A 23,136-nucleotide genomic window follows, 5' to 3' on the forward strand; every position below is an offset into this window, starting at 1 on the left:
GACAGTTATTCGTCTTCTTGATATCGGTTTGGATCCGATGAACTTTGCCGATGCACTTGTTGGTGTATTAGCTCAGCGTCTTATGCGTACTCTTTGCGGTAACTGCAAACAACCAGTGAAGCCTGATCCTGAGTACCTTGAAAAGCTTATTCATTTTTACGGTGAGGAGTTTATTGATGAACTCGGCTACGATTTCGATACACATGAAATTATGGAAGCCCGTGGCTGCGATAAATGTAATGAAACAGGTTATCGTGGACGTGTGGGTATCCACGAACTCATGGAAGCGAGTCCAGAACTTAAAAAATTAGTGGCAAAAGCTGCCCCCGTAGCTGAGTTGAAAAAACAAGCTGTTGAAGACGGTATGCGTACCTTGATGCAAGATGGTGTTTGGAAAACCTTCGAAGGTGTTTCTGATCTTTCTCAGCTCAGAAGGGTACAAGCGCACTAGTAATGAAGAAAGCAGCTGTATTAATTTCGGGTGGTCTCGATTCGACCACTCTTCTACACCATGTGATCAAGAGTCTTGGTTATGATGAAGTCTATGCATTGTCTTTTGATTACGGTCAAAAACATTCTCGTGAACTCATTGTTGCTAAGGCACAATGCGATAGCTTGCCGGAAGTGAAAGAGCACAACGTACTCGATATTTCTTACATGGGAGATTTTTTAGGCTCCAGTTCTGCTCTCGTTAAAGGTGGCGTTGAAGTTCCTGACTTGAAGGATATTGCCGAAGGTGATTTAGACCAGCCAGTGACCTATGTGCCCAATCGTAATATGATGCTTTTATCAATTGCTGCATCATTTGCGGAGAGCCGCGATTGCCGTCAATTATATTATGGTGCCCAAGCCCAAGATGAATACGGTTATTGGGATTGCACGGAATCCTTTTTAGCTCGCATGAATGATGTCTTCTCTCTTAATCGTCGAACAGGCGTGCACGTTGAGGCACCATTTGTGAATATGAGTAAGGGACATGTGGCCAAAATCGGTTTAGCCCTTGGTATTGATTACGCTCAAACTTGGACTTGTTATCGCGGTGGCGATAAGCCTTGCGAAGTCTGTCCCTCTTGTGTAGAACGTGCCCTTGCTTTCAAAGAATGTGGAATTGACGATCCCTTATTAAAAAAGTAAAAAAATCACTAAAAATTGGTTTTGCATTTTTTGTCTGTGCATGTACTATTCAGCCCTATTAGGTGGTGGCTATAGCTCAGTTGGTAGAGCACCGGATTGTGATTCCGGCTGTCGCCGGTTCAAGTCCGGTTAGCCACCCCACCTTTTTTATGGTGGCTATAGCTCAGTTGGTAGAGCACCGGATTGTGATTCCGGCTGTCGCCGGTTCAAGTCCGGTTAGCCACCCCATTAAAACCCTTTTTCCCCATGTGACTCTATGAAAAAACATGCTCTGACAACAAACGAAGCTGCAGACTTGTTAGGTTTTGCGCGTACAAGTGTAATCAACTGGGTTGAGAAAGGTGAATTGAAATCTTTCCAAACGCCTGGTGGCCATCGCCGTTTTGAAATGGAGGATATTCAAGCCTTTGCTCAAAAACGTGGCATTCAAATAGAAGGTCAAGTTGAGCAGAAAGTGCAATTAAATCGTGTGCTCGTTGTTGATGATGATCAAGACTTCCGTCAATTCTCCTTGGAAACCCTCGAGCTTGCCGGTGATTTTGAAGTCAAAGAAGCCGTCAACGGGATTGAAGCAGCGCTCGTTACAGGCTCATGGAAGCCCGATATTATTTTATTAGATTTACACATGCCACAAATGAATGGCTATGAATTTATAGATCAATTACGCAAAGATGAGCAATTTAAAGAGATCAAAATCATTGTTTTGACTGCTTATGCCGATGAAGAAACTCGTGAGAAAGTCGGCGATGTGCATGACTTAATTTGTAAGCCAATTGGGATAAAAGATTTCGTCGGCAAATTACGCGACTTATCTAAATGAAAGAACGCGGTATACCACTACTAGATGCGATTGATTTAACTTATGCTATTGGGCATAGGATGCTCTTGGATCATGTCTCTTTTACAATACATAATAAAGATAGAGTGGGGCTCATTGGTCGCAATGGCACGGGGAAGTCAACCCTGCTGAAGATTTTATCCAAACAACTTGAGCCTTTCGAGGTTTCCGAAATTCGTTTTAGCAAGGGCTTAAAAGTCTCTTATTTATCTCAAGATTTTGATATTGATCCGAATTTGACCGTGATAGAAAATATTCGTGAAGGCGCTGGCTATATTTATGAATTACTCAAACAATATGAAAGTGGTGATCAGACTGAAGATGAGATGTTCCGCATTCAAGATCAAATTACGGCTCTAGATGCCTGGGATTTAGATGCCTACGTTTTTGAACTTATCTCGCGCTTGTCTTGTCCGAGTGCAGACACTCCTTGTAAAGATCTTTCGGGTGGTGAAAAACGGCGAATTAACTTAGCGAAAGTTCTCGTTTCTAAACCCGATTTACTCATTTTAGACGAGCCGACAAACCACCTGGATTCTCATGCGGTTGAATGGCTAGAGAAATGGCTCGAGACTTATTCAGGGGCACTCATTATGGTGACACACGATCGTTGCTTCTTAGATAGTGTTTGTAATCGTATTCTAGAATTACGTGAAGGGCAAGCAGATTTTTTTCCTGGGAATTATTCAGTTTATTTAGAGCAGAGTGCTGCACGTGATATGGCAATGCTAAGAGCGGATAATAAGCGCCATCAGTTCTTGAAAAAAGAACTCGAATGGGTGCGTCGAAGTCCTAAGGCACGTACCACTAAGTCACAGAGTCGAGTCGATCGCTTTAATGATCTCAATGATAAAGAAAATTACGCTGTACAGGCCGATGCTGAACTCGTTTTACCTCCCGCGAAAGTTATTGGCAATGTAAGTGTCAGTTTAGAAAATGTGTGTAAAAGCTTTGGAGATAAACAGCTTTTCAAAGATTTGAGTTTTGAGTTAGAACCAGGTAGCCGCATAGCTCTAATGGGCGGTAATGGCATGGGAAAAACGACTTTGCTTAAAATGATTATAGGTCAGGCAGAAGCAGATTCTGGAACGATTGTTCGCGGAGCGAGCTTAGATTATAATTACGTTGATCAGAGTCGTAGTCAACTCAATGAAGATAATACCGTTTTTAAAGAAGTTGCGGATGGCGCAGAATCGGTGCGTTTGGGCGATATAAGTTTGTCAACGCGTTCTTACTTAAGACGTTTCTTATTCACTGATGATCGTATCAACACCAAAGTGAGTAAATTATCGGGCGGGGAACGCAATCGCCTCCTATTAGCTCGTTTATTGCGTAAACCCTGTAACTTACTCATTCTGGATGAACCAACCAATGACTTGGACTTATCGACTTTGCAAGTCTTAGAGGAAGCTCTCGTCGCTTGGAAAGGCACTTTGCTCCTTGTGTCTCACGATAGATGGTTTGTGAACCGTGTGTGTAATGGCATTTTAGGCTTTGAGGGAAATGGTCAGGTGTATTACCAAGATGGTGATTATGACTATTACTTAGAGAAAAAAGCCGAGCGTGAGACTAAGCAAGTTAAAGTCGAGGTGGAAACTAAAAAAGTTGCGCCCAAAGCTGAAGAGCCCAAGAAAGCCACTAAAAAACTTACTTGGAAAGAAGAGCGTGAACTCGAAGGTATGGAAGACTTTGTCATGGAGCTCGATGAGCAGATTTCCGCGATTGAAACAGCCATGCACGAACCCGACTTTTTTCAGCAAGAAGCTGAACTCATTCAAGAAAAAACGAATGAACTTGAATCCCTGCGTCAAAAGCTAGACCAAGCCTATGCTCGTTGGGAAGAACTCGAAGCGAAAAAAGCTTAATTTCTCGCCAAGAACTCAGTCATTTTATTGCTTAATAGGGATGATTTATCGCTGTTTTTCACAAAATAGTAAAAACCTTTGTAAAAAATTCTTTTCCTCAATATTATTGGCTTGAAGCCGAGTAAAAGGTAGCTATGTTCAGCCCACTAATTCATCTTTTGATGACTTAGATGCCAAATGCTCGAGTGGTGGAATTGGCAGACACGACGGACTTAAAATCCGTTGCCTCACGGCGTGCCGGTTCAAGTCCGGCCTCGAGTACTAAAAAGCCTCAGAACGAAAGTTCTGAGGCTTTTACATTTTACTGTGTTCGAGTCTTAAATCTTTCTCTTATTCAAAGCCGAGTTGGGAGGCACCGGGTGTTTTCTTATTAAGGAATTTGCTAGGAGCCTCTTTTTTGAGTATAGCGAGCATGGCTTTGACTTTCTTGGGATGTTGTTTGGAGAGGTCATTTGTCTCACCTGGATCATCAGCAAGGTTAAAGAGCATGCCGGGTGGGTGCACGGGTGTTTTGATCCATTCATCGAGTCCACCGCGTTCTGTAACAGTTCCAGGAGGAATGTATTTCCAGTCTCCCATGCGTAGGGCGACTTGTGAGAGTGCTTCTTCGACCAGATAGTCGCGTCCAACAGGACTTTTCCCCATGAGGGCTGGGAGCATGTTTTGTCCATCGGGGCTGGCGCTCTTGGGTAAGTCTTTGCCAATGAGTGTTGCGATGCTCGCAAAAATATCGACTTGACTAATGAGTGCTGAAGAAGTTCCACTTTGAATTTTTCCAGGCCAAGAAACGATAAAGGGCATGCGTGTGCCACCTTCCCATAGGCTGTATTTTCCACCTCGAAAAGGTCCAGCAGCTTTATGGTCGCCATTGCGAGCTTCAGAACCTTCCCAGTAACCATCAAAGAGCACGGGGCCATTATCACTCGATAAAATGATTAGCGTATTGCGGTACATTTTATTGGCCTTAAGTGTTTTTATTAGTTTTCCCACAGTCCAGTCAAATTGCACAATGGCATCACCGCGAGGTCCAAGGCTCGAAGAGCCTTGGAAGCGGGGATGAGGGCGACGGGGTACGTGGTTATCATGTGCGGCAAAGTACATAAAGAAGGGCTGATCTTTCGACTTATTAATGAAATCGATCGCTTTGTTGAGGTAGGTGTCGGCCATGTCTTCATCTTTAAAACGAGCTGCATGTCCACCAGTCATAGTACCGATGCGACTTATGCCGTTCACGATAGTGCCTGCGTGTTGAACATCAGCTTGAACCGTCAGTAAGTGAGGGTGGCTAATGCCAGTGGGCTCTGTACCTACAGGTTTGGCATAGCTGACTTTGATCGGGTCAGAAGGATCGAGGTCCACGACTTCGCTATTTTCGATATAAACCGAAGGTACGCGATCACCGGTTGCGGCCATGTAGAATGAATAATCGAAACCGAGTTCACGAGGTGCAGGTTTGATGTTCGAATTCCAGTCAAAAGAGCCATCCGAAAGGCCAAGGCCCAAATGCCATTTCCCGACTAGAGCCGTTATGTAGCCTGCATCTTTCATGAAACTAGCGATGTTTGGTTTAGCAGGGTCAATAATGAGAGGGGCATTGCCTGGAAGAATTTTGGCGGACTTATTGCGGAAAGCGTATTCACCCGTGAGAAGAGAATAACGTGAAGGCGTGCAAGTAGCGGCAGATGCATAGCCTGAACTGAAGCGTATGCCATCATTAGCTAAGCGATCAATGAAGGGAGTTTGAGCACCGGTGCCACCATAGCAACTGAGGTCGCCGTAGCCGATATCATCGGCATAAATAATAAGGATATTAGGTTTTTCTGTAGCAGCACTCAGTCCTTGGGTGAGGCTGAGAGCTAGTGCGAGGGCTAATTTTTTGAACATAGGTTTCTCCTATTGGATGGGACTTATAATGAAACTGTAAGAGTATTTCTGCTTCTTAATTTGGTAGGGTTTGAGGGCAATGGAACCCCAACTATCATTGCCGCCGACGCCAAGTTGGGCATGGTCAAGGTTGACGATGACATTTGGGCTACGCTCAAGTTCAAATGAGTACTTCGCGTTTTCTATCGCTTCCGTAGAATAAAATTTAGCACCGCCACTGAGGAAGTTTTGATCGGCTAGGAACTTTAGGCCATGCCCTTTGGTGTTTAGTAGGCTCATCCAGCGCATGTCAACTTTGTTACCATTCTCTTGAGGACGACTGTAATCAACCCACTGCTCATCGACACTTGATTTATAGAGTCCTACATGTTCAAGTTTACGATCGCTATAAGTGGCATTTGGGCCACGGCCAAACCAAGATATTTGATCATATTCTGCAGGGAGCGCAATCGTCATCCCAAGTCGGTGGGGAGCGCCAATTTTTGGGTTTGTTTGACTGAAGTCAAAATCGTTTTTCACTTGGATTTTGCCATTGCCAGAAATTGCATACTGACTCTGAACAGTGGTTTTTACTGTGGGGAAAAAGGAAGTGATCTCGACATGAACGAGTCCAGGAGATTTTTGTTGAACTTTGAAGTGTTTAACTTCGTACTTCTGTGTAGCATTCCTCCAAACCTTTTTGAGCTTGCCGCTATTAGTTGGGATTTTATCATTGTCTGTAAAAGCACGCCAAAAATTGATCTCTAAAGCATCTGCGAGAAGATTTTTACCCTTGTAATTATAAGTAGTGAGCTGACCAGATTTTTTATCAAACTTGATTTCAAACTCTGTGCCTTTGAGGGTTAAAGACTTTGCGGAATCCACAAGTTTAATTTCACCTTCATTAGAAAGGTTTAGTGCTGGTTTTTGACCAAATAGTTTAAATTGTGAACTTGTTAAAACATGTCCAGCGGGGACGAGTTCAGTATAATCTTTGGTGCTTTTGAAGCTGATATTGAGGAAATATTCTGAACCTGCGTTGCGTTCAATTTTAGGAAGGGAGAGCTTTACCTTTTTAGTTTGGTGAGGGGCAATAGATAAATCGTCAACTTTACCCGAACTAATGACTTTGCCATTTTCTTCGATGGACCAATTGGCTGATACGAATTTGTCGAGAGAAGTAAAATCAAAGCGGTTGAGAATTTCGATTTCTCCAGTATTTAGCTTAGGAGCTGTGACTTTGATATTGCTATAGACCGATTTGACTGCAAAGAGCCCCGGATGTGGGTTCCAGTCAGAATCGATGAGGCCGTTCATGCAAAAATTACCGTCATTGCTATATGGATTTTCAAACCAACCACCATAGGCAAAGAAAGTTTCTTTTACAGGTCCGACACCAATGTTTTTAGCGAATTTTTCTGGGGTTTTCTGACGGATTCCCTGATCCATCCAGTCCCAAATAAAGGCGCCCGTGTAACGGTCATTTTTATAAATATTGTCATCCCAGTATTCGCTAAGGTTACCATTACTATTGCCCATGGCATGTGAGTATTCGCAAAGAATTGAAGGACGGTCTTTTGGGCCGATCCATTTTTCATCGGCATACATGCGAGAGTAAAAATCACTAGCAGGACTTTTGTATTTATGTCCACCCTCATAGTGAACAGGGCGATGGGGGTACTGAGCTTTTAGCATGTCGTAAGCAGCTACGAAGTTAGGTCCGATTCCCGATTCATTACCAAGGGACCAAATTACAATTGAGGGGTGGTTTTTGTCGCGTTCAGCCATACGATTAACGCGGTCGATAATAGCTTTTTCCCATGTGCGATCGTTAGCTAGAATATTTTTATCGCTCGTGGCACCAAATTCATGTGTTTCAATATTGGCTTCATCGATGACGTAGATACCATACTGATCACAAAGATCATAAAATTCTGGGACGTTTGGATAATGGCTTGTACGAACGGCGTTAATATTGTTTTCTTTAAATAATTTAATGTCTCTTAGCATTTCAGAACGGCTAACTATTTGTCCATTGTCAGGACTGTGTTCGTGACGATTGACGCCTTTGAGCTTAATTTTCTGGCCATTGACCAAAAAGATGCCATTTTTAATTTCGACTTCACGAAAGCCAATATTCTGAGGTATAATCTGAAGCACTTCACCTGACTTATTTTTTAGTGTAAGAAGGAGCTTGTAGAGGTTCGGGCTTTCTGCTGTCCATTTAGCTGGATTCTTGATCGTTTTCTTAAACTTAATGGTTTCAGAAGCTTGATGAGTCACCTTGAGGAAAACTGCTTTGCCATTTTGATCGAGTAGTTCAATGTCTAAGCTAGCACCTTCTGGTTGTTTGATGTCAACTTTTACTTCAAGTTCGGCATTTAGGTAGTTTTGATCTAGGTCAGTAATGATCGTGAAATCTTCAATATGTTCAGTCGGGATCGACTTTAATGTGACATCTCTAAAAATACCTGAAAGTCTCCAGAAATCTTGGTCCTCGAGAAAGGCACCGTCACCCCAGCGATAGACTTCTGCCGCTAATGTATTATTGCCAGCTTTGAGGTATTTTGAAATGTTAAATTCTGCAGGTGTTCGTGAGCCTTGTGAATACCCGACGTATTGGCCATTAATCCAAAGGTAGAAAGCGGAGTTGACTCCAGCAAATTGGATGTGAGTATTTTTTCCTTTAAAGCTATTGGGTACAGTGAATTGAGTTAAGTAGGAGCCGACAGGGTTGTCATTATTGTCAATATGAGGAGGGTTCTTGATACTAAAGGGGTATTTGATATTTGTGTAGAGAGGCTGACCATGACCTTGGATTTGCCAGTTGGAAGGAACGGGAATACTTGTCCACTTGCTAGAATCAAATTCACTTTTGAAAAAATCTTTGGGGCGTTCGGCAGGATTCTTTGCCCAGTTAAATTTCCAATTACCGTTTAATGACTTGGTATTGATTGTTTTTTGATCGTTCATTTCTAGAGCATGATCACGATTGTCGTAAACGGTAAAAGTTGCTTGTGGAGCTTCGGTGTTAATCTGAATGATTTGTTGGTCTTGCCAATTTTCTAAGGCAAAGATTTGACTACTTAATGCGGTGAACATCAATAGTTTTTTGTATGTACTAGTCATATTATCCTTTTAATTATTCAATAATTTTATTATAAATACGCGTAAGCGCTGCAATCTTAACAAGTTTGATCATTTCTTATTTAACAAATTTGCATGACACGGACATAACAGAGCTTAGTAGTTTTCTATAAGCAAGAAAACTGCGCTCGAGTTCAAAGGTGACTGCAAAAGGGAAAGAAAATGGTAGAAAATACTTGTGGGAGCTATTGTTTTTGATAAACTCGAACGTAGTCAATTTCAAATTGATTGGGGAAGGGCGTTGAGCTTGGGTCGCCACCATTTGTGCCGCCAATCGCTAGGTTGAGTAAGAGGTAGTGAGCTTGTTGGAAGGGCTCTTTAGGACCTCGTGACGTATCGGGATTGATCGCTTTTTTTAAGTCGATGGTATTGAGTAATTGATCATCTAAAAAGAGTTTAATGGAATCTTTGTCCCAATCCATTTTCCAGATATGAAACTTTTTATCCCAATCAGGATCTTTAAAATCTTTGACGGGAGTTTTGCTACTATCCCATTTAGCCTGATAAGGACGCTTTGTTCCCCAGCAAGCATTGGCAAGGATCATGTCATTGTAGTATTCCATAAGGTCAATTTCTCCATTAGATGGCCATTGACCTTCCGTACCCAGAAACCAGATAGCGGGCCATAAGCCATCGGCAGCCTTAAGGCGTGCTTTGATCTCAAAGCGTCCGTATTTCCAGCTTTGCTTAGAAGTAAGACAACTGGACGTGTAATAAATATTTTTTCTCTTTTCTTTCCAATTATTTGCTTTCGCTTTAAAGCTAGGATTAGCTTTCATTTCTCGTCGACCCTCAATGAATAATTTGCCATCTTCGCAAAAGGCATTGTCCTCTTGATACCACTGGAGTTCGTGGTTGCGTTGAAAACCCTGCTCAAAGTCCCATTTGCTAGATTCAACTGAACCATCGGAATTGAATTCTTCCTGCCAAACTAATTCATAGCCTAAGCTCTTGTATTTGGAGGTGATTTTTTCTTGAACTGAAGCTTGTTTAGGCGCTTGAGTTTTAAGCTCATTCTGGCAGCTAGTAGCGAACAGCAATAATAAGGCAATAGATAAGATCTTTGTCATGGATAGTCCTTTGTTTTTTGTACTCATTACTTCACGCAAAGCCTTAGTGTGACTTCTTTTTCTTTTTATAGCCAGTTTGCCATAATGCTTCGGCATGGGTCGACTTCCATTTACTCATTTCTTTGATTAGTTGTGCTTTAATTTCGGGAAATTGTTCAGAGAGATCATGCTTTTCGGATTGATCATTTTCTAGATTATAGAGGGAACTACCAGTGGGTAAGATGTTGAGTTTCCATTTACCTTGGCGCATGGAGTAGTTTTTGCCGCGTGACCAAAATAGTTTGCGCGCATTTGTTTCTTGTGGCTTGTTAATGACGGGGAGCAAATCTATTCCATGGTAAGTTCGATCAGTGACTAATTCTCCACCTGCAGCCTGAATACATGTAGCAAAAACATCGTAGGCAATGATGGGCTTGTCAGAGCTGAGGCCAGCGCTTATTTTCTCAGGCCATTGAAGGAGAAAGGGCGTTCGATTTCCCCCTTCAAACTCGCTGCCTTTAAAACCTCGCAACGGCCAATTAGACGAGCCATTATGAGTGGTTGGGCCACCATTGTCGCTCATGAAAAAGATTAAGGTGTTTTCGTATTGCTTTGAATCTTTGAGTGCCTGTAACAGTAAGCCAGTTTGATCATCGAGGTTTTTCATGAGCCCACTATACTTTTTGCGAAGAGGATTTTTGAAATCGTAAGACATAATATCTTCATCTTTTGCATCCATGGGACCATGAACGGCATTGTGTGAGAGGTAGATAAAAAAGGGTTTGTCTTGTTCTTCTTGTATGATGCGAATGGCTTCTTGAGTAAAAACTTCCGTAGTATAGCCACTGGAGGGTTCAGCAAATTCTTTGTTGCGCATGATTCGATCCATGTCACCGCGAAGTTCTCCTCCTAAAAAATAGGTTCGTGCCCCAGATAAAAAACCGTAAAAGTTATCAAACCCTCGAGCGTTAGGATGAAAATGGTCAGCTTCGCCAAGGTGCCATTTGCCGATGCAGTGAGTGCTGTAACCGAGTTCTTTTAAGCTATCGGCTAGAGTAATTTCCGTGACTGGAAGTCCGAGTAATTCGGGGTCATTAGCTGAGTGCTTACTGTGAGGGATATTTGCAAGGTGTCCAAAAGTTTGTTGGTAGCGTCCGGTTAGGAGCCCTGCTCGAGAAGGGCTACAGACAGAGGAAGCAGTGTAGGCTTGAGTGAATTTAATACCATTATGGGCAATGCTATCGATATGAGGCGTTAACAGTTGTTTCGAGCCGTAGCAAGAGAAGTCGGATGAACCTGCATCATCGGCTAAAATAATGATAATGTTTGGCGGTTCGTTCGCTAGGAGTGAAGTGCATAATAAAGAGAAAAGGCAGAATAAAATTTTCACAAAAAAGTTCCTTTAGATATGGTTTATGCCTCATTACTTCATACACAATGATTATATGACAGCGAATAGAGAAAAAATACTTTTTGTGTTGTGACCTAGAGTTATTTTTTAATCATCTAGGAAATGAATTTGCTAAAACTTAGGTTCGCATGTTAAGGTAAAGGGAACTTCAGGAGATAAGATGACTTATAGAACACGCCTCACATTGATGCAACGATTGAAGAACTCTGGTGATGATAAATCTTGGGAGGAATTTAACGAGATCTACCGCCCATTTATTTATAGTATAGTTCGTTCGATGTATGTGGAGGCTCATTTGATTGATGATCTTCTTCAAGATGTTCTCGTATCGGTTTGGAAAGCTTTGCCTGGCTTTGAATATGATCCAGAGAAGGGGCGTTTTAGCTCGTGGTTAGCAACGATTACGATTAATCGAGTCAAGAGTACTCAGTTGAAACGCAGTAGGCAGGGAGCTCGAGATCATAAAGCTTTTGAACGTGAAGATGAGCTTGATGAAGGCGATTTAGAAAAAATTGTGGATCGTGAGTGGGCGTCATTTTTAACGAAAACTGCTTGGGAGAATATCTCGGAGGATCTATCACCCGCAATGAAATCTTGTTTCGAAGGTGTTATTGCAGGCAAAAAAGTTCGCGAGATTGGAAAGGATTTAGATATCCCAGAAAACACCGTCTCAATTTATAAGAAACGCGTCTCAGTGATTATGCGTCGTGAGATTCATCGTTTGGAAGAAGAACTTAACTGATGAACTTGGACTCCTCTATCTTGGAGTGCTGTTGTGAGTTCGGTATTTAATTGACCTTGATCTACAAAAAGCTCTTCAAGAGCAGGGTAAGATAGTAGTCGTGGTAAATTTTTTATATGATTTTTGGTGATATTCAGAATGCGAAGTTTGGGAGCATGTTTTGGAAGCTCTGTGATTTTTGTTTTATTCATGCTTAAGAGCTCAAGTGTAGTGAAGATTTGGTAGGGGATTGTCCTAACTTTAGTATGGTTGATGTTGAGCTCCTTCAGTTCACAGTTGGTCAGAAGCCACAGACCTTCAATATAACTGTTGCTGAGATCTAATTTTTCTATCTTGCAATCGGCTAAAGGGCTGAGATCCCAGATAGGGGCATGAGCAATATTGAGTTCCTTTAAAACTGAGTTCCTCAAAGAATCAATGTTATCTGTACGTGTCTCGCTTAGGTTCACTTGTTTTAACTTGAGCGCGCGCAAGAAATTGTTGTTAATGAAATGACTGTTGCCGTGGACGTCAAAAAGATCTCCATCATAAGAAAGTTCGAGTTCCGTTACTTTTTGGTTTTCAATCTTAATGACTTGCTTGAGTTGCTCTAGGTTTCCAGATTGAAGAAAGCTGTGAAATAAGGCTCTTGCTTTTAAAATCTTGATAGGAGAAGAGTTTATGCGGTAATTATAAATATCCTTAGGCTGAGGATCTTTTTTGTCTAAAAGAAATTGGTTGAATGAGTGTTCTTGGCCAGAGTTATTAAGTAGTTCCCAGATATTTTTCGCTTGCGTGTAATCGCCATAAGCGAAATAGAGCTTAGCGCGCATTTTTTTGGCTTCTATGTTGTTGGGGTTGACGCGTAGAGCTAAGTCACAATACTCAATTGATTGATCAAGTTCATAGTATTCCCAATGCTCTTTCGCAATATTGAGGTAACGAGGAGACAGGGCAATAGAAAGTTTTTCATTTTGCTTTTGCTCTTCAATAACTTGTTGAAGGTAGACTTCGGCTTGCTCTTTGGCCTGAATGGCTTGTCCTTTAGCATATAGAGCATCGGCGCGACTTTCTTGGATCTTGTGGATATAAAAAAGAGATGTGAGAATAAGCAAGACAAATGAAGCTAGTAGAAAATGGCAGCTTTGGCGATTGCGCTTGTAGAGCATTTTACAATGATGAACAAAGTTAGCTTCTTCGGCAGAGGGAATAAAGTTGTTCTGAAGTGCATCCAGGTCATCTAAAAGTTCACGCATGTTTTGGTAACGATCTTCTTTTTTGGCGTGTAAACATTTAAGCATAATTGCGCTGAATCCCGAACTCATACGGTCTTGGTCAAAATAGGGGATTTCTCCTAGTTGGGTCTTAATACAAATGCTTTTAAGATCTGGGGCATGAAAAGGCGATTGATTAAAAAAAATCGAATAGAGCAGGGCGCCAAGAGCGAAAACATCACTTCTTACATCGACATTTTGATTACAGATTTGTTCTGGTGACATGAATCCTGGAGTTCCACAAAAGGTCGTGTCACTAGATAGGGCTTCTCGGGTCGAAATCAGGGGGTTGTCTAAGGGACTTTCGAGGCTTTCGGTGAGGAAAATTTCAGCGAGTCCCCAATCAATCACTAAAACTTCGCCGTATTTATCTAAATGAATGTTCTCGGGTTTGAGATCGAGATGAAGCACGCCGCGAGAGTGAGCATAATTCATGGCTTCGCATATTTTTCTAAAAATGGCTAAGGTATCGCGCTGATTTTGTTGTTTCTTAGACAGTTTTGCGAGGTTGGAGCCACGTAATAGTTTGCAGACTAAATAAGGTTCTTCACCATCATTCATATCGTAAACGGGAAGAATATTCGGATGCTGCAAGTAGGCCGTGATTCTTGCTTCACGCAGGAAAAGTTCCGTCGTGATAGAATCGTTTTTCAGGGGGCGGGCAAAGGCAACTTCCCGGCCACTAAGGTTATCACTGGCGCGATAAATGATTTTCGAACCACCACGGCCAATTTCTTCAAATTCTGAATAATGACCTTGATGTTCGTTGGTAGAGTCTTTGTGCAGAGTGTCGAAGAGTTCATTCCATTTGGATGTATTATCTACCATAGATTTGACCGCAATGATTAAAGTGAGCTACTTAAGAATTAAACCTATGAAATTATTTATACCAATAAAATAGCTTTAATTGGGAAGTTCTGAGTCAGCTGATTTTAGAACTAAAGGCTTAACCTAGGTGTTTAAAACGGTCGTAGTCTTGTGCGAGTGGGTGATGATGTTTATTGCCGTGATGCAATGTGCTGACCCATTCGCTGAGACGGCGGCCGAGTCGGCGGCAAGATTCTTTGACTTTCTCTTCTCTGGGTTCTCCAGCACAAATACTTCCATAATGTGGGGAGAATTGCTTATCGACATAATCTGTCACACCAAAAGTGAGGAAACCATAATTCATTAGAATGGTGAGAAGAGTCATACAGGTTAATTCTTGGCCTCCGCCCCACGCTCCTGCAGAACTAAAAGCACAGCCGATTTTACCATCGCTTTGGCCCCAGCCTTCGGGAGGGAGTTTATCCCACCACATTTTCATTTGATGAGAAACCGTGCCATAATTTGTGGGTGAGCCTAGGGCAATTCCATCACACCAAATGAGGTCCTCGTGACTGGCTTCGTCGACAGTTAAGCAGCGGACAGTAGCGCCTTCAATTTGCTTTGCGCCTTCCGCAACGAGTTCAGCCATTTTTGCCGTATTGCCATCGTTACTATGAAATAGGATGAGTATTTTTGACATGTGAAACCTCTGGGTGTGATTGAGTAATAAAAAGCGACCTTTAGGAGGTCGCTTTAAGGATGTTAATTAGATGCCGTACTGCGCTCTGTAAGCTTTGATGCGAGCTAATGTTTCATCGTCGATGATGACTTTGCCATTAACTTCTCGATTATAGAGATAATCCACAACCTCATCAATGCTGACGATGGGGTGAACGGGGATTTGGTAATCTTTTTCGATTTCTTGGATGGCGGATAAGTCGCCAGTACCTTTTTCCATGCGGTCAACAGAAACAATGATTGCCTCGATACTCAAGTCCGCGGCATCTTTCAAGATGGGGAGGTTTTCGCGCATTGCGGTTCCCGCAGTGATTACGTCTTCTACGATGATGACCTTTTGTTTGTCAGCAAGTTTGTAACCGACAAATGAACCGCCTTCGCCATGATTTTTAGCTTCTTTACGGTTGAAAGTGAAGCCGATATTTTTGTCGAACATAGAATAAATCGCCGATGAAATGGTGACTGCCAGAGGGATGCCCTTGTAGGCAGGTCCGTAAACTAAGTCGAAATCAAGCCCATAGCGATCTTTGATAGTTTCGGCGTAAAATTCGCCGAGTTTAGAGATTTTTTTTCCTGTGTCGTAATTACCTGTATTGACAAAGAAAGGGGTTTTACGGCCAGATTTCGTCGTGAAATCGCCAAAAGTTAAAACCTGTGATTCTACCATGAAATCGATAAAATCTTTTTTGTATTGTTCCATTAGAGTTCTCTTCTTGAGTTTATAGCCATGGCAATTGACGCCGCGTCTGCATAATTGAGGTCAGCCCCAATAGGGATACCTTGAGCAATGCGCGTCGTGTTAATGCCGTGTTCGTTTAAAAGTTTTGCAATAAATGAGGCCGTTGCCTGACCCTCAATGTCGGTAGAAGTCGCTAAGATGACTTCACTCACGTGGTTTTCCTTACAGCGTTGCAAGAGGCTGTCAATATTGATGTCATCTGGACCAATCCCACTCATGGGACTTAATTTGCCGTGCAAGACATGGTATAGGCCTTTAAAAGAGCCGCTTTTTTCAATGACTGGAAGTTGTGATACCTGTTCGACGACACAGATTTGGTGATTGAGACGTTTAGGGTCGGAGCAAATGGGGCATAAGGCATCTTTTTGAGAGAAGAAGCCACATTGCGCACAGTTGTGTAAGTCGTGTTGCATTGAATCGATAAGTGAAGCAAAATGTTTCAGTTTTGACTCTGGCCAAGAATAGAGGGCGAGGGCGAGTTTTTCAGCGCCTTTTTTTCCTATTCCCGGTAAGCTAGCAATGGTTTCAATTGCCTGTTGAAATTGTTCGGGGTAAAGCTTCATTTAGAATCTTTCACGCTGATGATTGAGGCTTCAAAAAATTCTTGATAGCGTTCGACCGTGGGGTTGGAGTAGGCGCTTTCATTTTTCGTCTCAGCAGTTTTCGGCGAATTGCTAATGAGAAAAACTTTTAAGCGGCTTTCTCCGGAAAAACCCGCCAGCTTTGTTTCGATAAATTCACTAAAGCCTTTTTTCTCTTTGATCTGGTCAATGCTTTCGTTTGAGCCTTGGATGACAAAGCGTTCACCACCTTCATAGACCGCCGTGCATTGTTCTAAAATGGCGCGGTTTTCCGTTTTTAAACCGTCTAGTAATTCCAGCCAGGCGCGAGGAGGGGGAAGTTCTTTCACTTCAACAACGGGGCGAGCCTTAGCTTCCTCTTCAACGGGAGCTTGACTGACTTTCTTGACCTCAGGTAGGTGAGCGTGGATTTGCTCCAAGCGCATGTTAAGGCTGTTTTTTGCAATAGTCAGATTTTTCTTGTCGTTGGGTGCAGAGAGTTCGACAAGGCGAAAACGTTCAAGACCAAGGCCGAGAATATCGGACGTGTTTGAATCAGTGACTAAGCCTTTTGCATAAGGTCGGTCGGTGTAGTCAGGCTGGAGGTAGAGTTCGATTTCCTTGTCGTCAAAAATGTGACGTTCAAGTTCTTCGTCTTCGGGAGTAAGAGTTTCTTCTTGTTTTTCCGTAGTGATTGTTTCTTCTGAACGAGAATCCTCATTTGCATTAGCAAGTTCAGGTGTTGCTTGCACATTGGCTTGCTCATTGGCTTGCTCATTGGCTTGCACATTGGCTTGCACATTGGCTTGCTCGTTTGCTTGCTCGTTTGCTTGCTCGTTAGCTTGCTCTGGAAGAACCTCAGTTTCGACTACAGGTTCTGCTTGGACTTCTGAGTCTTCAGCGTCGGGTTTAGTCTCAACTCCAGTCTCAATATTGCGTTCATCTTCAGAGTCAGGCTGCAATAAAATTTTGGAGAGTTCAGGATCATCTTTTTGGACAAAAATCGTTTCGGCTTTTGTGAGAGTGTCTTCATTTTCCGAAGTAGGAATGGCAAGCATTTGTTCAAGGGCAATACTGTTGGAGTGTCGCTCTTGTTTCGCAGGTGTTTGATCAGTACTCGGGCTTGCTTGGAAATTATCTACGGGTTCTGCTGCTTCCACTTGAAGAGCTACTTCTTCCACTTCAGTTTGAAGTGCGTCTTCTGGACTTTCTTTATCTTCTACAATTGCTGAGATAGTTTCTTCAGTTTCAGTAGCTTCGACTGTTGGAGTCGTCTCTTCAGCAGTGTCTTCTTCATAATAGTCATTTTGAGTGTCACTAGCACTGCTGTCACCGATGTTTTGAGTGTCGTTAACTGTATCTACTTCCGCTTCAACTTTTGTGTCGATAATCGGTTTCTTAACGATAGATAAAGCTTCAGCGTTGGTGGCAGGGCGAAGTGATCGAGCTTCTAGCGACTCATTTTTTTTTTGAGTGATACTGAGTGGAGGTAAGTCGCCTTCTAGATCTTGAAGATTGCCTTGTTTACGTAAAGTCTGAATATGTTTGAGGAGGTCTTCCACTCTTAATGAGTGAGCATCTTTCATGATACGTAGAAGAGTGACTTCTAAGTAGGTGCGCTTATTGAGTGTGTGGCGAATTTTCCCGTCGTAATCGAGGAAGCCATTCAGTAGTTTTTGTAAAAGCTTATTATTGGCTAGCTGCGCGAGTTCATAAAGCTGTTGGATTTCAACTTCTTCTAGGTCAAGAATGGATCGTGCTTGTTGTGGAGATTCAAGTAAAATCATCACGTCACGGAAAAGTTGGAAGAGTTCGGAGTAGAGTTGCTCCATGTTACGTGCGGCTTTCGCAAGTGTATCAATGGCCTCAATGAGTGCTGGAGCTTGGTTTTGTAAAATGGCCGATGCAATGAGTTTGAGCTCGTTAGAGGAGCTCATGCCAAAGACGTCAATGACATCTTGTTCAGAAATAATTTCATTGCCAGAACAAAAGGAAATCATTTGATCGAGAATACTTAAGCCATCACGCATACCACCGTTAGCCGTTCGTGAGATTGCGTTAATCGCAGAATCTTCAATCGCAACGTTTTCAGTTTCACAAATGTGTTTCAAACGTCCTGCAATGACATTGCGTGGGATCGGTTTGAGTTCGAGTCTTTGGCAGCGCGAAAGAATAGTTGGTAGAACTCGATGAACCTCAGTGGTAGCAAATAAGAATTTAATATGAGGGGGTGGCTCTTCGAGTGTTTTTAGAAGGGCATTCCAAGCTGCATTAGACAGCATGTGGACTTCGTCAATAATGAATATTTTATAAGGGCATCTTGCAGGAGTGTATTGAGCGCCTTCGCGGATCTGTCTAATATCGTCAACGCTATTATTGGAGGCACCATCAATTTCGATAACGTCGATGCTAGAACCTTGAGTGATTTCAGTACAGTTAGTGCATTGCCCGCAAGGGTTGAGGTCGGCTCTAGGTGTTTCGCAGTTGAGGGCTTTGGCAAAAATTCGTGCAGAAGTTGTCTTGCCGATACCGCGTGTGCCAACAAAAATGTAAGCATGACCTACGCGTTGGTTTCGAATCGCATTTGTGAGTGTGGAAGTGATATGGTCTTGACCAGCCAAATCATCAAAAGTTTGTGGACGCCATTTACGTGCTAAAACTTGGTAGGTCATAGTAAATTCTCTTTTGGGAAGGGGAATTTGAAAACACAGCCCGGGTTAACCGCCTGCACCCGACATTGTTCCTTATGGCTGCTCGGTTCCCCGCCTGACCAGGTTCGGAACGCAGACGCCGCAGGGGGCCCGGACTGTGAGATTGGACTATACATCAAGACTGGTGTTTTACAGTCGAAGTATAGTAAAAAGTACTAAAAAAATTACTTACTTGCATTTGCCTGATACATAGTCGAGAATCAGTGCTAACTCGTCTTGGAGTTGTTCGCGATGTACGATGCGATCCACAAGGCCGTGATCAACAAGGAATTCCGCTGTTTGGAAGTTCTCTGGGAGCTCAGCTTTAATGGTTGTTTCGATAACTCGTGCACCTGCAAAACCAATGAGAGCATTGGGCTCAGAAATAATAATATCTCCAAGAGAAGCGTAACTTGCTGTGACGCCGCCATAAGTTGGGTTAGTTAAAAGACAGATCATTGGGAGATCATTGTTAGAAAGTCGAGCCAGTGCACCACTCGTTTTTGCCATTTGCATGAGGCTTACACAGCCTTCCTGCATACGAGCACCACCTGAAGCAGTGACGATAATAACTGGAAGGCGTTTTTCTGTAGCGGCTTCAACAAGGCGAGTGATTTTTTCGCCCACAACGGAACCGAGGCTACCGCCCATGAATTTGAAGTCCATGACAACAATGCCAGTTTTTTGACCTTTGATTTTGCCAAAGCCGCAAATTACTGCGTCTTTGGTGTCGAGGGTCATTTGCTTGGAAGTGAGAGTTTTGTCGTAGCCAGTGAAGCCTAAAAAGTTAACGGACTGCATGTTGGCGTCGATTTCCTCGAAGTCGGTCATCAGTGAGTTAATACGGTCCATGGCACGAAGTGGAAAGTGGTAGTCGCACTTAGGACAAATGGAACTGTTGGCCACAAGTTCTTCAATGAGAATGGGGCTTTCGCAACTACGGCATTTGGTGAAACCCTCTTGGGGGTTTTCGCTATCCTCAAGTGAGGGCATCGCCGCAGTGGGCGTGGTTTTGTCATAGTTGACAGTAGAAAATTTAGTTTTTCCGAAAATAGGCATGTTCTATCCTCTTGCAATCGTTAATACGGAGATCTCTTTAGGCTTTTCTTGTTGCAGAGCTTTGCAACAGGCGTTCAGAGTGGCTCCTGTGGTTAATATATCATCTATAAGCAATATACTTCGATCTTTTATCTTGTCTCTATTTTTGGGTGAGAAAAGATCCTTTACTGACTTAAGTCTGTCTCTCTTTGCTTTAGAAGCTTGGGCTTTCCCTAGGTGGCGTCGTTTTAAGAGTGCAAGGCATTCTGAATTTGGGTAGAGTGAGGCAAATTCTTTGGCTAATAGCTCACTTTGGTTCCATCCTCGGCTCAGTTTTTTGAGGGGGTGCATGGGCACGTAGGTGATTATATCAAATTCGGGTAGCTGCTTGGCTTTGTAGCTGGAGTTCATTTCTTTGCAAAGAAAATCGAGTAGGTAGAGGTGACGGGAATATTTAAACCGCAAGATGAGTTCGCGAGCTAGGCCTTCGAAAGCAAATGCGGAGGTGGAATGGGACCATTTTGGAGGAGTTTTAAGGCAATTGCTACAGAGCCTTGTAGCCGTATCATTAAGGCCGTGACATGACGAACAAGTGTTTTCGTGATCGATATAGCTGAGTTTTTTTGTACAGGTTTCACAAAGAGGCGATTCGGGAGGTGTGGGTGCTTCACAGCAGACACATACATCCGGGTAGATATAATTAAGCACAATTTTTGTTGCGTTTTTCTAGAAAGAACCAGGTGCCTAAGCAGATGATAGCGAGCCATAAAAAAGCGGCGTAGCCAGTGAATTTATCGTAGTTTCCCACAAGCCAGTAATAGGGAGAGTCTCCGTCTGTTCTAGTGACATTTGAATTGCCTTTGATGATACAGACCCAGCCAGCATGAATCCCAGCTGCCAGGGCGATATTACCTCGTTTTAATGTGAGGGCGGCTAGGAAAATGCCGACGGTTAGTAATGTGAGGAATGATCCAATAAATCGGGGGTCGGCATAGAGGCCAAAGGCGCTTTTGAGGTAGGTGAAGCCACTGTGCCAATGAATGACGTCATAATTGGTGCTGGAATCGCCTTTTATGAAGTGGACTGCGGCATAGATGGTGGAACTGATGAAAATGGCCATGAACAGGGTGCCAAGTCGAGAGAGGATGCGAGTGAGGATGCCGCGAAAAAAAATCTCTTCGATTAAACCAACGACAATTCCAGTTACAACGCCTTTGCGAATGCCTTTGAGGATGCGTTCATCGATGGGGCCACTTTTGAGTGTACGTAATTCGATGAAATAGAAAAAGAGTGCTAAGCATAGGAGGGTTATGGCTCCAAAGATGAAGCCCATGCCGAATTCTTTTAGAAATGATTTGCGAGGGATGGCTAAGCCAAAGTCGTCTTTGGTGGTGCAGTTAAGTTGTTTAGCTAAGGGCCAGAGGCCCCCGAAAGCAACGAGCATAAAAGCACGGTTGCAAACTTTGCCAAAAGAGGCTTCGCCTATAGATTCAATATTTTTTAAGGGGGTATTGTGAATGATCTCCCAAAGAAGAGGACAGATTAAACTGCCGAGGATGAAGACACTCAAAAGATAGGTGGTGAGTGCAATAATCTTTTTGCGGTCTTCGTTCATTGGGGCTTATTTTAGTTTTTCTTCGAGCGCTTTAAGGCGTTTTTCGAGTTTCGAGATTTTGCGGAGTTGTGCGCGGTCCGCAATGAATTCTCGTCTAGATGTGGCAGGCATGCCCATGACGACTTCACCTGGGTTGAGATCGCGTGTAACACCAGCTTTACCCATGATGGTGCAACCATCTCCGATCTGTAGATGGCCGCTGATCCCTGCTTGCCCAGCAATCGTCACAAAGTTGCCAATTTGAACGCTGCCCGCAATCGCTACAAGAGAAACGATGAAGCAGTGTTTGCCGATGATGACATTGTGGCCAATTTGAATGATGTTGTCAAGTTTGGTGCCTTCGCCGACGATTGTTTTGCCAAAGCGAGCGCGGTCAATAGTTGTACAAGAGCCAACTTCCACATCATCATGTAATTGAACAATGCCGATTTGAGGGATTTTCTTATGGCCGTCTTTGCCTGGTATGAAACCAAAGCCGTCTGTACCAATCACGCAGGAGCTGTGTAAAATGACGCGTTGGCCAATAATGCAACGTTCCCTAACCGTAGAGTTTGGGTAAAGGATGGAGTAGGCGCCGATTTCAGCTTGGTGGCCCACGTAGGCGTTGGCGCAAATGACTGCATTATTTCCAATTGTGGCGCCATCCATAATGATCGCACCTGGGCCAATGTAGACGTCTTCACCTATTTGGGCGTTTTCTGCGATGTTCGCAGCGGGATCGATCCCTGCTTGGTATTCAATTGTGGGTGGAGCAAAGTAGTTAGCAACTTTTGTAAAAGACGCGGAAGGGTCTTCACAAGAGATGAATAGTTTGTCAAAGCCTTGTGTGTCGAATTCCTTGTCAACCAAGATGATGGCTGCTTGAGAATCCTTGATTTGAGAGATGTAGCGCTTATTGCCTAAGAAGGAAATTGAATTTATGCTCCCATCTATTAAGGCGCTGACTTCCTTGATTGTGATGTCAGCTTCTCGGTTAGCAGTTCCTTCGGTGATTTCGAGAATCTGCGTGAGATTAAGGGCTTTCATTCTTATTTTGTAGCTTTATCAGTTTCGGCTTTTTTCTCATTCATGATTTTGTTGACAAAATCCTCGTGGCCTTTGTTGATTTTAGCAAGGATCTTATCTGTGATTGATAGAGAATTTTTGCTGTAGATTACAAGGTTGACGCCGTTGACTGATTTGCCTGAAGCATCGAGGACTAGGTCGACTTTGTTATCAACAGCGTACTTGTCAACAACTTTTTGGATATCTTTTGTGAGTTCGGCAGTAATTGTACGGCGTTTGCCAACAGCTTCTTTTTGAAGGTTTTGCTGGAAAAACTTTAAATTTTTGAGTGCGGCTTGCCCTTCTGTTGCTTTTGCTTCGGCATCTTGTTTTTTCTGTGTGCGCGCACCTTCGCTGAGGACTGGATTCATGGATTCACGCATGAGAGTTTGGTAATCGTTTTGAAGTTTGTAGACTTGCGCCTGCATTTCTTTTAAACGTGATTCAGTGATGTCTTTTTCTTTAGCGAGTTTTTTGTTCTCAATCAAAGTACGGTAGTAGTTTTCGAAAACTTTGTTCATGTCGATGGTGACGACTTCTAAAGCTTGTGTCAGTGGAGCTGCAATGAAAAGAGCAATGAAAAGGAGTTTTTTCATGGGTATA

General features: G+C 43.0%; 19 protein-coding genes, 3 tRNA genes and 1 other RNA gene. 8 read left to right on the forward strand and 15 right to left on the reverse strand.

Annotated features, from left to right (window positions below; translation table 11 throughout):
• The 7 genes from LNTAR_RS10590 to LNTAR_RS10620 form a co-directional block, all read left to right on the forward strand.
• Window positions 1-451, forward strand: a 451-nt coding sequence (locus LNTAR_RS10590; RefSeq protein WP_007278694.1) for an ATPase, T2SS/T4P/T4SS family, incomplete at its 5' end; no start/stop codon positions are given.
• 2 nt (window positions 452-453) lie between these two features.
• Complete coding sequence (gene queC, locus LNTAR_RS10595; RefSeq protein WP_007278695.1) at window positions 454-1,134, forward strand: 7-cyano-7-deazaguanine synthase QueC; 681 nt, start codon at window positions 454-456, stop codon at window positions 1,132-1,134.
• Between the two features lie 65 nt (window positions 1,135-1,199).
• A tRNA-His gene (locus tag LNTAR_RS10600) sits at window positions 1,200-1,275 on the forward strand.
• 11 nt (window positions 1,276-1,286) lie between these two features.
• Window positions 1,287-1,362: transfer RNA gene (locus LNTAR_RS10605), tRNA-His, on the forward strand.
• A 28-nt stretch (window positions 1,363-1,390) separates the two neighbouring features.
• Window positions 1,391-1,954: a response regulator gene (locus tag LNTAR_RS25545; RefSeq protein ID WP_007278697.1), complete on the forward strand. Its 564-nt coding sequence runs from the start codon at window positions 1,391-1,393 to the stop codon at window positions 1,952-1,954.
• Entirely contained in the window at window positions 1,951-3,837 is a 1,887-nt protein-coding gene (locus tag LNTAR_RS10615) for an ATP-binding cassette domain-containing protein (protein ID WP_007278698.1), read from the forward strand. Before LNTAR_RS25545 ends, LNTAR_RS10615 begins: the two co-directional genes overlap by 4 nt.
• A 179-nt stretch (window positions 3,838-4,016) precedes the next feature.
• Window positions 4,017-4,098 (forward strand) — tRNA-Leu (locus LNTAR_RS10620).
• A gap of 69 nt (window positions 4,099-4,167) precedes the next feature.
• Here LNTAR_RS10620 and LNTAR_RS10625 read toward each other — a convergent pair.
• The 4 genes from LNTAR_RS10625 to LNTAR_RS10640 form a co-directional block, all read right to left on the reverse strand.
• Window positions 4,168-5,721 (reverse strand): sulfatase family protein, encoded by a 1,554-nt coding sequence (locus LNTAR_RS10625; protein ID WP_007278699.1) that lies wholly within the window; start codon window positions 5,719-5,721, stop codon window positions 4,168-4,170.
• 9 nt (window positions 5,722-5,730) lie between these two features.
• Window positions 5,731-8,829, reverse strand: a complete 3,099-nt coding sequence (lacZ, locus tag LNTAR_RS10630; protein ID WP_083800015.1) for a beta-galactosidase, LacZ type — start codon at window positions 8,827-8,829, stop codon at window positions 5,731-5,733.
• Window positions 8,830-9,032: 203 nt separating this feature from the next.
• Complete coding sequence (locus LNTAR_RS10635) at window positions 9,033-9,917, reverse strand: glycoside hydrolase family 16 protein (RefSeq protein WP_157473482.1); 885 nt, start codon at window positions 9,915-9,917, stop codon at window positions 9,033-9,035.
• A 43-nt stretch (window positions 9,918-9,960) separates the two neighbouring features.
• The gene (locus tag LNTAR_RS10640; RefSeq protein ID WP_007278702.1) at window positions 9,961-11,286 is read right to left on the reverse strand and encodes a sulfatase-like hydrolase/transferase; all 1,326 of its coding nucleotides are present in this window, start codon (window positions 11,284-11,286) and stop codon (window positions 9,961-9,963) included.
• A gap of 181 nt (window positions 11,287-11,467) precedes the next feature.
• Between LNTAR_RS10640 and LNTAR_RS10645 the strand changes: the two genes are divergently transcribed.
• Window positions 11,468-12,049, forward strand: coding sequence for an RNA polymerase sigma factor (locus LNTAR_RS10645; protein WP_007278703.1), 582 nt, complete (start codon window positions 11,468-11,470; stop codon window positions 12,047-12,049).
• Here LNTAR_RS10645 and LNTAR_RS10650 read toward each other — a convergent pair.
• The 11 genes from LNTAR_RS10650 to LNTAR_RS10695 form a co-directional block, all read right to left on the reverse strand.
• Window positions 12,022-14,130 carry a serine/threonine-protein kinase gene (locus tag LNTAR_RS10650; protein ID WP_007278704.1) on the reverse strand — a complete coding sequence of 703 codons (2,109 nt, stop codon included), beginning with the start codon at window positions 14,128-14,130 and terminating at the stop codon, window positions 12,022-12,024. The genes LNTAR_RS10645 and LNTAR_RS10650 overlap by 28 nt on opposite strands.
• Window positions 14,131-14,248: 118 nt before the next feature.
• Window positions 14,249-14,809: a flavodoxin family protein gene (locus LNTAR_RS10655; protein WP_007278705.1), complete on the reverse strand. Its 561-nt coding sequence runs from the start codon at window positions 14,807-14,809 to the stop codon at window positions 14,249-14,251.
• 66 nt (window positions 14,810-14,875) lie between these two features.
• Window positions 14,876-15,547: an orotate phosphoribosyltransferase gene (gene pyrE / locus LNTAR_RS10660; RefSeq protein ID WP_007278706.1), complete on the reverse strand. Its 672-nt coding sequence runs from the start codon at window positions 15,545-15,547 to the stop codon at window positions 14,876-14,878.
• Window positions 15,547-16,149 (reverse strand): recombination mediator RecR, encoded by a 603-nt coding sequence (gene recR, locus LNTAR_RS10665; protein ID WP_007278707.1) that lies wholly within the window; start codon window positions 16,147-16,149, stop codon window positions 15,547-15,549. Before recR ends, pyrE begins: the two co-directional genes overlap by 1 nt.
• Window positions 16,146-18,818: a DNA polymerase III subunit gamma/tau gene (gene dnaX, locus LNTAR_RS25550; RefSeq protein ID WP_007278708.1), complete on the reverse strand. Its 2,673-nt coding sequence runs from the start codon at window positions 18,816-18,818 to the stop codon at window positions 16,146-16,148. The genes recR and dnaX overlap by 4 nt, the downstream gene beginning before the upstream one ends.
• Before the next feature lie 35 nt (window positions 18,819-18,853).
• Window positions 18,854-18,953, reverse strand: an RNA gene (ffs, locus tag LNTAR_RS26615) — signal recognition particle sRNA small type.
• A 72-nt stretch (window positions 18,954-19,025) separates the two neighbouring features.
• Entirely contained in the window at window positions 19,026-19,895 is an 870-nt protein-coding gene (gene accD / locus LNTAR_RS10675; protein WP_007278709.1) for an acetyl-CoA carboxylase, carboxyltransferase subunit beta, read from the reverse strand.
• A 3-nt stretch (window positions 19,896-19,898) separates the two neighbouring features.
• Window positions 19,899-20,582 carry a ComF family protein gene (locus LNTAR_RS10680; protein ID WP_007278710.1) on the reverse strand — a complete coding sequence of 228 codons (684 nt, stop codon included), beginning with the start codon at window positions 20,580-20,582 and terminating at the stop codon, window positions 19,899-19,901.
• Window positions 20,575-21,489: a CPBP family intramembrane glutamic endopeptidase gene (locus LNTAR_RS10685; protein ID WP_007278711.1), complete on the reverse strand. Its 915-nt coding sequence runs from the start codon at window positions 21,487-21,489 to the stop codon at window positions 20,575-20,577. Before LNTAR_RS10685 ends, LNTAR_RS10680 begins: the two co-directional genes overlap by 8 nt.
• A 6-nt stretch (window positions 21,490-21,495) precedes the next feature.
• On the reverse strand, window positions 21,496-22,515 hold the full coding sequence (gene lpxD / locus LNTAR_RS10690) for a UDP-3-O-(3-hydroxymyristoyl)glucosamine N-acyltransferase (RefSeq protein ID WP_007278712.1): 1,020 nt from the start codon (window positions 22,513-22,515) through the stop codon (window positions 21,496-21,498).
• Between the two features lie 2 nt (window positions 22,516-22,517).
• Complete coding sequence (locus LNTAR_RS10695) at window positions 22,518-23,129, reverse strand: OmpH/Skp family outer membrane protein (protein ID WP_007278713.1); 612 nt, start codon at window positions 23,127-23,129, stop codon at window positions 22,518-22,520.
• Between the last annotated feature and the right edge of the window lie 7 nt (window positions 23,130-23,136).

It is taken from the genome of Lentisphaera araneosa HTCC2155 (genome assembly GCF_000170755.1).
In the GTDB taxonomy this organism is placed as follows: Bacteria; Verrucomicrobiota; Lentisphaeria; order Lentisphaerales; family Lentisphaeraceae; genus Lentisphaera; species Lentisphaera araneosa.